9 protein-coding genes and 2 pseudogenes are annotated in these 13,013 nt (G+C 72.1%); 7 read left to right on the top strand and 4 right to left on the bottom strand.

What is annotated here, in order from left to right; genetic code table 11:
• The first annotated feature begins 107 nt into the window (after window positions 1-107).
• Window positions 108-758, top strand: a complete 651-nt coding sequence (locus V2W30_RS21200) for a hypothetical protein (protein WP_338698719.1) — start codon at window positions 108-110, stop codon at window positions 756-758.
• A gap of 77 nt (window positions 759-835) precedes the next feature.
• Here V2W30_RS21200 and V2W30_RS21195 read toward each other — a convergent pair whose 3' ends face one another.
• Window positions 836-2,194, bottom strand: a complete 1,359-nt coding sequence (locus V2W30_RS21195; protein ID WP_338698717.1) for an aspartate aminotransferase family protein — start codon at window positions 2,192-2,194, stop codon at window positions 836-838.
• 348 nt (window positions 2,195-2,542) lie between these two features.
• Between V2W30_RS21195 and V2W30_RS21190 the strand changes: the two are divergent.
• From V2W30_RS21190 to V2W30_RS21180, 3 genes and pseudogenes are all read left to right on the top strand, one after another.
• Window positions 2,543-4,403: pseudogene (locus V2W30_RS21190) on the top strand (serine/threonine-protein kinase).
• A 119-nt stretch (window positions 4,404-4,522) separates the two neighbouring features.
• Window positions 4,523-5,392 (top strand): hypothetical protein, encoded by an 870-nt coding sequence (locus V2W30_RS21185; RefSeq protein WP_338698715.1) that lies wholly within the window; start codon window positions 4,523-4,525, stop codon window positions 5,390-5,392.
• 176 nt (window positions 5,393-5,568) lie between these two features.
• Window positions 5,569-6,207 carry a hypothetical protein gene (locus V2W30_RS21180; protein ID WP_338698713.1) on the top strand — a complete coding sequence of 213 codons (639 nt, stop codon included), beginning with the start codon at window positions 5,569-5,571 and terminating at the stop codon, window positions 6,205-6,207.
• A 58-nt stretch (window positions 6,208-6,265) separates the two neighbouring features.
• On the opposite strand, the gene V2W30_RS21175 is transcribed toward V2W30_RS21180, so the two are convergent.
• Entirely contained in the window at window positions 6,266-7,549 is a 1,284-nt protein-coding gene (locus tag V2W30_RS21175) for an adenylosuccinate synthase (protein WP_338698711.1), read from the bottom strand.
• Window positions 7,550-7,721: 172 nt separating this feature from the next.
• On the opposite strand from V2W30_RS21175, the gene V2W30_RS21170 reads away from it, so the two are divergent.
• Window positions 7,722-8,603, top strand: coding sequence for a diacylglycerol kinase (locus tag V2W30_RS21170; protein WP_425244571.1), 882 nt, complete (start codon window positions 7,722-7,724; stop codon window positions 8,601-8,603).
• Window positions 8,604-8,624: 21 nt separating this feature from the next.
• Here V2W30_RS21170 and V2W30_RS21165 read toward each other — a convergent pair whose 3' ends face one another.
• Window positions 8,625-9,134, bottom strand: a complete 510-nt coding sequence (locus tag V2W30_RS21165; protein ID WP_338698707.1) for a GbsR/MarR family transcriptional regulator — start codon at window positions 9,132-9,134, stop codon at window positions 8,625-8,627.
• Window positions 9,135-9,236: 102 nt separating this feature from the next.
• Between V2W30_RS21165 and V2W30_RS21160 the strand changes: the two genes are divergently transcribed.
• Both V2W30_RS21160 and V2W30_RS21155 read left to right on the top strand, forming a co-directional pair.
• A complete protein-coding gene (locus tag V2W30_RS21160; protein ID WP_338698706.1) occupies window positions 9,237-10,160 on the top strand; it encodes an ABC transporter ATP-binding protein in 924 nt (307 codons plus the stop codon).
• Window positions 10,157-11,766 (top strand): annotated as a pseudogene (locus tag V2W30_RS21155) (ABC transporter permease). Before V2W30_RS21160 ends, V2W30_RS21155 begins: the two are co-directional and overlap by 4 nt.
• 11 nt (window positions 11,767-11,777) lie before the next feature.
• Here the strand turns inward: V2W30_RS21155 and V2W30_RS21150 are convergent.
• Complete coding sequence (locus V2W30_RS21150) at window positions 11,778-13,010, bottom strand: cytochrome P450 (protein WP_338698705.1); 1,233 nt, start codon at window positions 13,008-13,010, stop codon at window positions 11,778-11,780.
• Between the last annotated feature and the right edge of the window lie 3 nt (window positions 13,011-13,013).

Here is a 13,013-nt window from a genome sequence, read left to right as displayed (position 1 = left end):
CCGCTCAGCGGGTACCTGCAAGGCAGGGCTGTGCCGGGACACCGCGCATTACCCTGACGTACGCCGCGAACACGCCCGCGCAACCGACCGGACTCTAAGGAGCCCCCTTGGCCTGTGACCTGTGGCTCGTCCCCCTCGTCGACGTACTGTGCCACAGCCCCGACAACCCCTTCGCCGAAGAACTCGCCCTCTACGACAAGGCGTTGCACGAGGCAGGACTGCCGCCGGTGCCGGTCTACGCGTACATGCCGGGCCTGTCCGGCGACGTGGCGCCGGTCGCGGGGTTCGACTACGACGCGCTGCACTTCCTGCGCCGCGCGTATCTCCTGCAACTGTGCGGACTCGCGGTGACCCCGGTCGACGAACTGGGTGGCGACTACGAGCAGTTGCTGGAGATGTTCGAGTCGACGGCGCAGAGTTCGCACCTGGTGTGGCACTACGACCACGCGGGCGCCTACGTCCCCGTGGACTTCACCGAGCCACTGTCCAACGACGAACTCCTCGCCGGGGGCGGCCCGTTGGGCTCGTCCCACGCGCTGCTGCGCGAACTGGAGTACGTCGCCCCGTCGATCGGCATAGACGCGGCCAACCCCCCGCTGCCGCCGCCCGCACCCCCCGCGCCCACGTCCCTGGAGGAGCCGGCCGCGCCGGTCCCGCCGGGCGACAGCCCCTTCGCACGTGAGCGTCACGTCTGGCTGGGCCTGCACCAGGCGGCCACGCGCAGCCTGGCCCAGGGTTCGATGATCATCTTCAGCTGAGGCGGAGTTCCGTCACCCGGCGGCGGGGCCCCGCGGGCAGAGCACAGCCCCCGCCCCGCCGCCGACCTCGGCAGGCGTCACGCCACGACGTGCTCGTCCGCCACCGAGAGGGCCGCGTCCAGCGCCGCGAGACCCTCCTTGGCCTCCGCCTCGGTGACGTTCAGCGGCGGCACCACGTGGGTGCGGTTCATGTTGATGAAGGGCCACAGGCCGTGCGCCTTCGCCGCCGCGCCGAACGCGGCCATCGGGGCGTTCGCCTCACCGGTCGCGTTGTACGGCACCAGCGGCTCGCGCGTCTCCCGGTCCCGTACGAGGTCCAGGGCCCAGAACATGCCCACGCCGCGCACCTCGCCGACCGACGGGTGCCGCTCGGCGAGCTCGCGCAGGGCGGGCTCGATGATCTCGGCGCCCGTCCTCGCGGCCTGCTCGACGATGCCCTCCTCCTCCATCACGTTGATGGTGGCGACGGCGGCGGCGCAGGCCAGCGGGTGGCCGGAGTAGGTGAGACCGCCCGGGTAGGGCCGCTTCGCGAACGTCTCGGCGATCGCGGCGGAGATCGCGACACCGCCGAGCGGCACGTACCCCGAGTTCACGCCCTTCGCGAACGTCATCAGGTCCGGCGTCACGTCGTACAGGTCGGCGGCGAACCACTTGCCCGTACGGCCGAAGCCCGCCATGACCTCGTCGAGGACGAAGACGATGCCGTAGCGGTCGCACAGCTCACGGACCCCGGCGAGGTACCCGGCGGGCGGCAGCATGATGCCGGCCGTGCCCGGGACGGTCTCCAGGATGATCGCGGCGATCGTCGCCGGACCCTCGAACTGGATCGTCGCCTCCAGGTGCTCCAGGGCACGCGCGCACTCCTGCTCCTCCGTCTCGGCGTAGAAGCGCGAGCGGTACAGGAACGGCGCCCAGAAGCGGACGACGCCCGCGCTGCCGCTGTCGTTGGCCCAGCGGCGCGGGTCACCGGTGACGTTGATCGCCTGCTGGGTGCCGCCGTGGTACGAGCGGTACGCGGAGAGCACCTTCGGACGGCCCGTGTGCAGACGGGCCATGCGCAGGGCGTGCTCCACGGCGTCGGCGCCGCCGTTGGTGAAGAAGATCTTGTCGAGGTCGCCGGGGGTGCGCTCGGCGATGAGGCGTGCGGCCTCGGAGCGCGACTCGATGGCGAAGGCGGGCGCGAACGTCGTCATCGTCGCGGCCTGCTCCTGGATCGCTGCGACGACCTTCGGGTGCTGGTACCCGATGTTCGTGTAGACGAGCCCGGAGGTGAAGTCGAGGTAGCGGTTTCCGTCGTAGTCCCAGAAGTACGAGCCTTCGGCACCGGCGACGGCCAGCGGGTCGATGAGCTCCTGTGCGGACCAGGAGTGGAACACGTGCGCACGGTCCGCGGCCTTCACGGCGGCGCCGACCTGGGGATTCGGCTGAGGGGTCATGGGGCCGAGGGTAGATCTCCCGTGCCCCGGGAGACCATCGGCGTCCTGTCTGTGGGATGCGGACGAACGCGACAGTCTGTCGCCCCGGAGGCCGGGAACCGGGGACCGGGGCGACCGGGGACGTGGGACCGGGGATCGGCGGATACCGCCGGGGTGTCGCTGGAGTGCAGCCCGGGATACCCACGGGATGCCGGCGCGAGCGAGCCGACGGGCGCGCGCGGGAACCGGTGGGACGCCGTCTCGTCCGTTACGGAACCGTAGAGGCCGGAACCGCCCTCTCTGTCGTATGTCCGCACTATTCTCGGGTAGTTGCTCACACACGGGGGAGGGTGGCGCGACATGGAGAGACTGGAGGCGCTGGGGCCGGGAGACCCGCAGCGCATCGGTGCGTACCGGCTGCTGGGGCGGCTCGGCGCGGGCGGCATGGGGCAGGTGTACCTGGCGCGGTCGGAGCGGGGGCGCACCGTCGCCGTGAAACTGGTGCGCCAGGAGCTCGCGGAGCAGGAGGAATTCCGGAACCGCTTCCGGCAGGAGGTGCGGGCCGCGCGGCGGGTCGGCGGCGCGTGGACGGCGCCCGTCCTCGACGCGGACACGGAGGCCGACATCCCGTGGCTGGCCACGGGCTATGTGGCGGGTCCCGCCCTCCAGCAGGTCGTCTCGCACGACTACGGCGCGCTGCCGGAGCGTTCCGTGCGCATCCTGGCCGCCGGGCTCGCCCACGCCATCAAGGACATCCATGCCGCGGGCCTGATCCACCGCGACCTGAAGCCGTCGAACGTGCTGGTGACCATCGACGGCCCGCGCGTCATCGACTTCGGTATCGCGCGTGCCCTGGAGACCGTCACGGACGGCGGTCTGACGCGCACCGGAGCGCTCGTCGGATCGCCCGGCTTCATGGCCCCGGAGCAGGTGCGCGGCGACCGGATCACCCCGGCGTGCGACGTGTTCTGCCTGGGGTCCGTCCTCGCGTACGCGGCCACCGGCGCGCTGCCGTTCGGCACGTCCAACAGCGGGGTGCACGCCCTGATGTTCCGCATCGCCCAGGAGGAGCCCGACCTGTCGGAGCTCCCCGAGGGCCTTCAGGATCTCGTACGGGACTGCCTGCGCAAGCAGCCGGAGGACCGGCCCTCGCTCGACGAGCTCCTGGAGCGGACCGGCGCCGAGGACACCCTGGGCGACGGCGGCCGCACCCGCGACCCGTGGCTACCGGGCGCACTCGTGGCCCAACTCGGGCGTCACGCCGTGCAGTTGCTCGACTCGGAGGACCCGGAGCAGGCGTCCGCGCCCGCGCCTCCCCGCTCCCGCCCGCGCTACCCGTGCCTCCCGCGCCGCCCGCCGAGGAGCCCGGGAAGCAGCCCGGGAGAGCGTCCCGCCGCCGCCCGGAAAGCCCGGCGCGGCCCAGTTCGACCACCTGCCCACGATGGTCGTCGGCCCGGACACCCCGGCCCCGGCGCCCGCCCCGGCGGCCCCGGCCGCATCCGCGTACGGCTACCCGCACGCCCAGCCGCAGCCGCCCTCCTACGGCTATCCCCAAGGGAGTTGGGGCCATACCCCGCCCTACGGTCCGGGGGTGGCGCCCCTCGGCGCGCCGCAGCAGGAACCACCGCGCCGGGGCCGCTCCACCGCCGCGCTGATCGTGGTCGCCCTGATCGTGGCGATCGGCGCGGGCGGCTCGGTGTACGCCCTGATGAAGGGCGACGGCTCGTCGCCGAAGGCGTCCGACGACCCCAAGCAGTCGGTGTCGGCGCCGGTCCCGTCCTCCTCCGACCCGGGCGGCACCCAGGACGGCTCCCCGTCCACGCAGCCGGCGTCCTCCTCGCCGCAGGAGACCCCGCAGTCGGCCGCGGGGGACATCCCCACGAAGTTCCTCGGCCACTGGGCGGGCGCGATCGACAACGCCAGCGGCCACCACCCGCGCGAGATCACCATCCAGCAGGGCGGGCCGGGCGACACCGTCCTGTCCATGACGGCCGACGGCACGCAGAACAACGGCGTGCCCTATCACTGCGTCTTCCAGGGCACGCTGACCTCGGCCACGGAGTCCACCCTGCGCATCGGCGGCACGCAGCCGGTGGTCGCCGAGCCCGCGTCGGCCTGCACCCCCGGCAAGTCGAGCACGATCACGATCCTGCCGTCGGGCCAGTTGCGCCGCGTGATGCCGGGCCTGGACGGCAAGCAGCAGACGCTCACCTACGACAAGGAAGGCTGACCAGGCGCGGAACCGCCCTTGACGGGGCCTCAGCACTGCATCAGGCTGCCGCCACGGAACCGTGGTGCCTGCACGCACCACCGCCGTACACCAGACCTGCCGCACCTCGGGGGGACACCTTGGCACGCTCCAGCGACGACGCCGACGCGACGGCGCCCACGCCCGCGCCCGCGCCCGCGCGACGGCTGCGCCTCGGTCTGACACTGAGCGTGGCCGTGGCGGCCGTCGTCGGACTCGGTATCGGCGTCCCCGCGTTGGCCGGCTCGGCCGATTCCGCTGACACGGCGGGCTCGGCCGGGCGCTCGGTGGCGCCCACGCCCGAACTGCCCGGCAAGGAGCTTCCCGGCACCCCCGCGGGCACGCAGTTCGGGGGCGCATGGACGTCGTTGCTGGACGAAACCGATGCCCCGTCGATGATGCGTCTGGACATCCCCGCGACCGCCACGAAGGGCGACGCGGTCCGTGTCCTCGTCGGCAGGTCCGGCGCGTTCTGCACCGCCGAGGGGCGGATCACCTCGCGCAAGAAGCACCACATGACGGTCGACACCGCCCCGCGGAGCGACTGCCTGCCCGAGCCGGTCACCCTGGAGAACCTGGCGGGCACCGTCATGTGGCGTGCCTCCGCGGACCATTCGATCCAGATCGACCGGGCGAGCGGCCCCACGTCCCGCGTGCCCGCGGCCCTGGTGGGGACCTGGCGCGACGGCGACGACACCGTGCGCGTCACGAACGGCGGCATCGGCGACACGGTCGTCAGCGGTACCCGCACCGTCGACGGAACACGCTGCTCGTGGTCGGCGAGACTGATGGACACCGCACCGTTCCAGTCGTCCCCGACCACCCACCCGATCGCCCTCGCCCCCGCGATCTCCACGACCCCCGCCTGCAAGGCCCCGTACCAGGCCTACCGCCTCCAGGTGGAGGACGGGGAACTGACCCGCTGGAGCACGGCGACCACCCGCGAGGACCACTTCGCCCGCGTCGAGTGACTCCGGTCCTCAATTCCGCCGTCGTGCGCGCGAGGTGACGTCCTGCCTGAACCCTCAGCGCGGAAAAATGTCGCACCGACACGTGTCAGTGCGACATTGTTTTGACCTCACACCTTCGGGCGGCCTGCCGGGCAACCGGCCGACGGCGGTCACCACGTCGCGCGATGCTGCTCGCCATGACGCAGAACGAGAACCGGCGCCGAACAGGCCCGCCCAGCGCCTCGTCCGTGTACCGGGCCGTCATCGAGGTGGCGGGCCGCAACGGCCCCCGCCGCGTACAGCGCACCGAGGTCGCCGAACTCGCCCGCACGGACCGCCAGTTCCTGCGCAGGAACTGGCCCGACGTCGATGCCTTGACCCTGCTGTCCGCAGAGGTCGAACTGGACCGCGTACTGAACGGCGTGGCGGCTCGCGTCGGGTTCTCCGGCCCGTCGGATCCGGCGTGCCGGCTGTCGGAGACGCTGGTGCTCGCGGCCCGACGGGTGCGCGAGCACCCCGTGATCCGAGCGACCGCCCGTACCGACCCGGGGTTGTTGAGCTCCGCCTCGGTGCGCTGGGACAGCAAGCTGCACGCCAGAGCATGGGACTGGACGCGCACTCAGATCCAGTTCCTGGAGCCCGACCGGCGCAGGGCGACCGTGGCGCTCACCTACCAACTCTTCGCTGCCACACTGCAGTTCGCGCTCGGCCAGACTTCGGGCGGCGACGACGTACAGAGCCGGATCGACGCGCGCCTTCGCTCACTCACCCATGCCTGCCTGACCGGCACCACGGACTGCCCGTCACCCCACGAGCAGACCTACACCCGCCCATGAGCCGGCCCGGAAACGACGTTCCCCGCACAGGCATGCCTGCGCGGGGAACGTCGTCGTCCTACAGGAACGAGTTGATCTCGATCGTCTCGGTGCGGCCGGGGCCGACGCCGATCGCCGAGATCGGAGCGCCGGACATTTCCTCCAGCGCCTTCACGTACGCCTGCGCGTTCTTCGGGAGGTCGTCGAAGGTCTTCGCCTTCGTGATGTCCTCCGACCAGCCCGGCAGGGTCTCGTAGATCGGCTTCGCGTGGTGGAAGTCGGACTGCGAGTACGGGAGTTCCTCGACGCGCTTGCCGTCGATCTCGTACGCGACACACACCGGGATCTGCTCCCAGCCGGTGAGGACGTCGAGCTTGGTGAGGAAGAAGTCCGTCAGGCCGTTCACGCGGGTCGCGTAGCGGGCGATGACCGCGTCGAACCAGCCGCAGCGACGGTCACGGCCGGTGGTGACACCGCGCTCGCCACCGATGCGGCGCAGCGCCTCGCCGTCCTCGTCGAAGAGCTCCGTCGGGAACGGGCCCGCGCCGACACGGGTCGTGTACGCCTTCAGGATGCCGATGACGCGGCTGATCTTCGTCGGGCCGACACCCGTACCCGTGCAGGCGCCGCCCGCGGTCGGGTTCGACGACGTCACGAAGGGGTACGTGCCGTGGTCGATGTCGAGGAGCGTGCCCTGGCCGCCCTCGAAGAGGACGACCTTGTCCTCGTCCAGCGCGTTGTTCAGGATCAGGGTGGTGTCGGCGACGTAGCCCTTGATCTGGTCCGCGTAGCCGAGCAGCTCCTCGACGACCTGCTGCGCCTCGATGGCGCGGCGGTTGTAGAGCTTGGTCAGGAGCTGGTTCTTGACCTCGAGAGCCGCCTCGACCTTTTGGGTGAGGATCGACTCGTCGTAGAGGTCCTGGACGCGGATGCCGACCCGGTTGATCTTGTCCGCGTAGGTCGGGCCGATACCGCGGCCCGTGGTGCCGATCTTGCGCTTGCCGAGGAAGCGCTCGGTGACCTTGTCGACGGTCACGTTGTACGGCGTGATGATGTGCGCGTTACCGCTGAGCAGGAGCTTGGACGTGTCGACGCCGCGCTCGTTCAGACCGCTCAGCTCGGAGAGCAGGACCGACGGGTCGACGACGACTCCGTTGCCGATGACTGGCGTGCACTCCGGGGAGAGGATTCCGGAAGGGAGGAGATGCAGCGCGTACTTCTGGTCGCCTACGACGACCGTGTGACCGGCGTTGTTGCCGCCCTGGTAGCGCACCACATAGTCCACGGATCCACCGAGCAGGTCGGTGGCCTTTCCCTTGCCTTCGTCACCCCACTGAGCACCGAGCAGCACAAGTGCGGGCACAGGCGTACACCCCTTCCGGGCGGGGCATGTCCAAGGTCAGGGGCCGTAGCCGCGGCTGTGCGGCGAGCCTTCGTAAGCCTTGGGGTGCCCCGGAATAGACGAAGCCCCTGGCGCAATAGCGCAAGGGGCTCTTGCACAAAGATGCTACCCGAGGAAGCGAGGCAAGGCCGAGGTGGCGGCTTTGGACCATCCATCTGACCGTGCGGACGGCGCGGGAGCGCGGCTGTCACGGCAGCTTCTGGTGATCGTCGATCCGGTCGCCCGGCGTGCGGACGGGGAGTCCGTGCGGATCGCGAAGGACGTGCTGTGCGCCGGTGCCACGGCGAAGATCTGCCTGCCCGAAGGGCCTACGGAGTTCGCGAAAGCCCTGGCCAGGAGGGGTGCGCGGCGTCCGGTGGTGATCGGCGACGACCGGGCGCTGTTGCGAGCCGTGTCCCTGCTGCACCGGGAGCGCGAGCTGTCGGGGGCGGTGCTCTCGATGGTCCCGGTGGGCGGCGCGGTGTCGCTGGCGCACTCGCTCGGAATTCCCGCCGGAACCGTCGCCGCGGCGCGCGCCGCGCTCGACGGGACGGAGCGGCGGCTCGATCTCCTGGTCGACGACAGCGACGGAGTGGTGCTCGGGAACCTGCGCATCCCGCCCGTCGCGGAGACCGCCGGGGAGACGCCCGGGGAGCGGGACGCGGCGCGGCCGTGGCTGCGGACGTGCCGCTCGCTGGTGCGCACGCTGGACCCGAGGCCGTCGCGCGGCGCACCGGCGGACGCCGGGGTCCCCGCGCGGCTGCGGATCGAGGCGGACGGGGTGACCCTCGTCGACCTCGACCAGCCGCTGACCGGGGTCTCGGTGGGGCCCGCCACGGGGACGGGCCTGGCCCGGGTCGAGGTACGGCACGCGTCGGCCGACGGCCGGGCGGCGCCGGTGTGCACCCAGGCCCGCACGGTCACGGTGTCCGGGGCGGACTTCCGGTACCGGGCGGACACGGTGACGATCGGCGGGCCGGTGCGCCGACGCACGTGGACGGTCCGGGTGGGGGCGTGGGGTCTGGCGCTGCCCTGAGGCGGCGCCCGCGACGCCCGGTCAGCCCAGGTCGAGCGTCTTGCGGTGCTCGCGCCAGCGGTCCATCATCGCGCCCAGCTCCACCTCGACGAACTCGAAGAACGCGAGGGTCTCGGCGATGCGGCGGCCGGCGGGGCTGCCCACGCCCAGGGCGGCGACGCCCTCGCGCAGGGCGTCCTCCCAGCGCTTGAGGACGCTGTCGCGGTTGGTCAGCGTCTCGTACCACTGGTTGTCGTGGACCCGGAAGATGTCGCGCCGCGTCCCGGGCTCGCGCTCGCGGGTGACCATGTGCTGCTGGCTCAGGTAGCGCACCGCCCCGGAGACCGCCGCGGGGCTGACCTTCAGCTGCTCCCCCAGCTGGGCCGAGGTGAGCGCGCCGGAGTCGGAGGCGAGCAGGGCCGTGAAGATCCGGGCGGGCATGCGTGTCATGCCGGCCTCGACGAGCTGGGCCGCGAACCGCTCGACGAAACGGGAGCGCGCCGCCTCCGTCGAGTCGATGGCCGTCGCCGACTCGGTCTCGTCCGTACCCATGTCCCGATCATCTCCCCATGCGCCGCATGCCCGTTCCGCGCCATCGAGTTTATACGCTTCCTTAACTTCACAAGTTTGTGAATGCCGCGTAGTTTCAGAAGTATGACGAAGGCAATCACGGTCTCCGGACTGCACAAGTCGTTCGGCAGGACGCACGCCCTCGACGGTCTCGACCTCGACGTCGAGACCGGTGAGGTGCACGGCTTCCTCGGGCCCAACGGCTCCGGGAAGTCGACCACCATCCGGGTCCTGCTCGGACTCCTGCGCGCCGACTCAGGCGCCGTGCAGCTGCTCGGCCGCGACCCCTGGGCCGACGCGGTCGAGCTGCACAAGAAGGTCGCCTACGTCCCCGGGGACGTGACCCTGTGGCGCAACCTGAGCGGCGGCGAGGTCATCGACCTGTACGGACGCCTGCGCGGTGGCCTCGACAGGAAGCGCAGGGCCGAGCTCCTCGAACGGTTCGAGCTCGACCCCACCAAGAAGGGCCGCACCTACTCCAAGGGCAACCGGCAGAAGGTCGCGCTCGTCGCCGCCTTCGCCGCGTCCGACGTGGACCTGCTGATCCTCGACGAACCCACGTCCGGGCTCGACCCGCTGATGGAGGAGGTCTTCCAGTCGTACGTCGAGGAGGCCACCCGGGAGCGCGGCCAGACGGTGCTGCTGTCGTCGCACATCCTGAGCGAGGTCGAGGAGCTCTGCGACCGCGTCAGCATCATCCGCAAGGGGGCGACCGTCGAGAGCGGGTCGCTCGCCCAGCTGCGGCACCTCACACGGACCAGCGTCACCGCCGAACTCGCCGCAGCCCCCGACGGGCTGGCGTCCCTGCCCGGGGTGCACGACCTCGACGTCCAGGGACACCGGGTCAGGTTCCAGGTCGACACCGACAAGCTCGACGCCGTCCTGCGGTCCCTCACGGAGTCGGGCGTGCGGTCGCTCACCAGCACGCCGCCCACCCTGGAGGAGCTGTTCCTGCGGCACTACCAGGACGACGTCCGCGGGGCCGAGAAGGAAGCGGTGGCGCGATGACCACGCTCGGCGGCACCTACGCACCCCGGATCGGCGGCGGACGCCACCTCGCGGGCACCGGCGCCCTGCTGCGGCTCGCGCTGCGCCGCGACCGGGTCCTCATCCCCGTATGGATCGCCCTCGTCGCGATGATGGTCCTCTCCCTGCCGAACTCGCTGAGCAGCGTGTACGCCACGGACGCCGAGCGCGCCGACGTCATGCGCACCATGAACACCAACGGGTCGATGCGGGCCATGTACGGGCCGGTCTTCGCCGACTCGCTCGGCGCGCTGACGGCGTGGCGGATCGGGACGTTCGCGGCGGTGCTCGCCGCCGTGATGAGCCTGCTCGTCGTCGTGCGGCACACCCGCGACGAAGAGGAGAGCGGGCGGCAGGAACTGGTGTCGTCGGCCGTGGTGGGGCGGCGGGCGCCGCTGACCGCCGCGCTGCTCGCGGCGCTGGTCGCCAACGGTGTCCTCGCCCTGCTCATCGCGGGCGGGCTCGCGGCCCAAGGGGCGCGGGCGCGGTGGCGTTCGGGCTCGCGGTCGGCGGCGCCGGGACGGTGTTCGCGACGATGGCGGCGATCGTCGCGCAGTTCACGGAGAGCGCGCGGCTCGCGCGCGGGCTGACGTCGGCGGTGCTCGGCCTCGCGTTCGTGCTGCGGGCGGCCGGCGACTCCGGCACCGCCGACGGCTCGTCGCCGCTGACCTGGATCTCGCCGATCGGCTGGGTGGAGAACGTACGGGCCTTCGCGGGCGAACGCTGGTGGGTGCTGCTGCTCCTGGCGGGCGCGATCGCCGTGCAGGGTGCCGTCGCCTACGCGCTCGCCGGGCGGCGCGACATCGGCATGAGCTTCCTGCCGAGCCGGCCGGGGCCCGCGGACGGGCGCCTGGGCACGGCGTCCGGGCTCGCCTGGCGGTTGCAGCGCGGCAGTGTGCTCGGCTGGTCGATCGGGTTCCTCGCGGCCGGTGTCGTCTTCGGCGGCATGACCAAGGGGGCGACCGACCTCGTCGGCGACAACCGGAACACCATCGAGATCATCGAGCGGATGGGCGGCCGGTCCGGCATCACGAACGCCTTCCTGGCCTCCATGGTCGGCATGCTCGGGTTGGTCGCCGCGCTGTACGTCGTCCAGTCGGTGCTGCGGCTGAACGGCGAGGAGACCTCGCAGCGCGCCGAGCCGATCCTCGCGAACGCGGTGGGGCGGCTCGCCTGGGCGGGCGGCCACCTCGTGATCGCCTTCGCCGGTGCCGCGCTCATCATGCTGCTCGGCGGCCTCGGGCTCGCGGTCGGGTACGGGCACGACGCGGGGCCGATCCTGGGCGCGTCCCTGGTGCAGCTGCCGGCCGTGTGGACGCTCGGCGGGACGGCCGTGCTCCTGTACGGGCTCGTGCCGCGGGCCGCCGTCGCCGCGTGGGCCGTGGCGGGCGCGGCGCTGCTGCTCGGCTGGATCGGGCCCGCGCTGAAGGTGCCGCAGGCGGTGATGGACCTGTCGCCCTTCGGGCATCTGCCGAAGCTGCCGGGCGGGGACATGAACGCGGCGCCGGTGCTGGTCCTGACGGCGCTCGCGGTCGTCCTCGTGGCGGCGGGGCTGGCCGGGCTGCGGCGGCGGGACATGTCGAGCTGAGCCCGCGGCCGTCACAGTTCCACGGGCAGGCCCGCGAGGCCCCGGATGACGAAGGCGGGCTTGCGGACCGGTTCCGCCGCGAGCCGCAGACCGGGCGCCCGGGTGAGCAACGCCCGCAGGGAAGCGGCGAGTTCGATCCGGGCCAGCGGCGCCCCGATGCAGTAGTGGAGCCCGGCCGAGAAGGAGATGTGGGGGTTCTCGGCGCGGGTCAGGTCCAGGCGGGCCGGGTCGGTGAAGACCGCCGGGTCGTGGTTGGCCGAGCCGAACAGGAGGGCCACCTCGGAGCCCCGGGGGATGGTCGTGCCGTCGACCTCGATGTCGTCGAGCACCCAGCGTTCGAAGAGCTGGAGCGGGGTGTCGTAGCGCATCAGTTCCTCCACGGCGGACGGCACGAGGGAGTGGTCGGCACGCAGGGCCGCGAGCTGGTCGGGGTGGCGGAACAGGGCCCACCAGCCGTTGACGGTCGAGTTGACGGTGGCCTCGTGACCGGCGTTGAGGAGCAGGACGCAGGTCGAGATCATCTCCTGCTCGGTGAGCCGGTCGCCCTCGTCGTACGCGGCGATCAGGCCGGAGATCAGGTCGCCGCCGGGGGTCACGCGCCGCTCCGCCATCAACGCGCGCAGATAGTCGCTGAACTCGACCGACGCCCGCACGGCGGCGCGGGCCGTCTCCTCCGGCGGATTCAGCTCGTACATGCCGCAGATCGCCGCGGACCAGGGGCGCAGCAGCGGGCGGTCGGCCTCCGGGATGCCGAGCATCTCGGCGATGACCGCGACCGGGAGGGGTTCGGCGACGTCGGTGAGCAGGTCGCCGCCGCCGTCGGCGACCAGGCCCGCCACCAGCTCACCGGCCAGGTTCTCGACGTAGGGGCGCAGTCGCTCGACCGTGCGGGGCGTGAACGCCTTGGAGACGAGGCGGCGGATGCGGGTGTGGTCCGGCGGTTCGAGATCGAGCATGCCGTGGTCGTTGAGGGTGTGGAACGGCTCCTGCTCGGGCGGCGGCGCCGTGCGGCCGAAGTCCTCGTGGGCGTACCGGTGTCGGTAGGTGCGGCCGAGACGGCGGTCGCGCAGCAGCGCCGAGACGTCGGCGTGGTGCGGGATCAGGTACTGGTTCGTGGGCTCGAACCGGTGGACCCGGCCGGCGTCGCGCAGCGCGGCGTAGGCCGGGTACGGGTCGGCGAGGAAGGTCGGGGACCAGGGGTCGAAGGCTCCGGTGCGGGCGCTGCCGGGGGCGGTGGCTTCCATGCG

Origin of the sequence: Streptomyces sp. Q6 (genome assembly GCF_036967205.1) — a bacterium.
Taxonomy (GTDB): Bacteria; Actinomycetota; Actinomycetes; order Streptomycetales; family Streptomycetaceae; genus Streptomyces; species Streptomyces citrinus.
The sequence above is the reverse complement of the archived record's forward strand: the minus strand, read 5'-3'. Positions and strand labels throughout refer to the sequence as shown.

Coding starts and splice junctions, on each gene's coding strand:
- V2W30_RS21195 (WP_338698717.1), bottom strand. CDS start 2,194: ATGACCCCTCAGCCGAATCCCCAGGTCGGCGCCGCCGTGAAGGCCGCG.
- V2W30_RS21150 (WP_338698705.1), bottom strand. CDS start 13,010: ATGGAAGCCACCGCCCCCGGCAGCGCCCGCACCGGAGCCTTCGACCCC.
- V2W30_RS21165 (WP_338698707.1), bottom strand. CDS start 9,134: ATGGGTACGGACGAGACCGAGTCGGCGACGGCCATCGACTCGACGGAG.
- V2W30_RS21180 (WP_338698713.1), top strand. CDS start 5,569: ATGACGCAGAACGAGAACCGGCGCCGAACAGGCCCGCCCAGCGCCTCG.
- V2W30_RS21160 (WP_338698706.1), top strand. CDS start 9,237: ATGACGAAGGCAATCACGGTCTCCGGACTGCACAAGTCGTTCGGCAGG.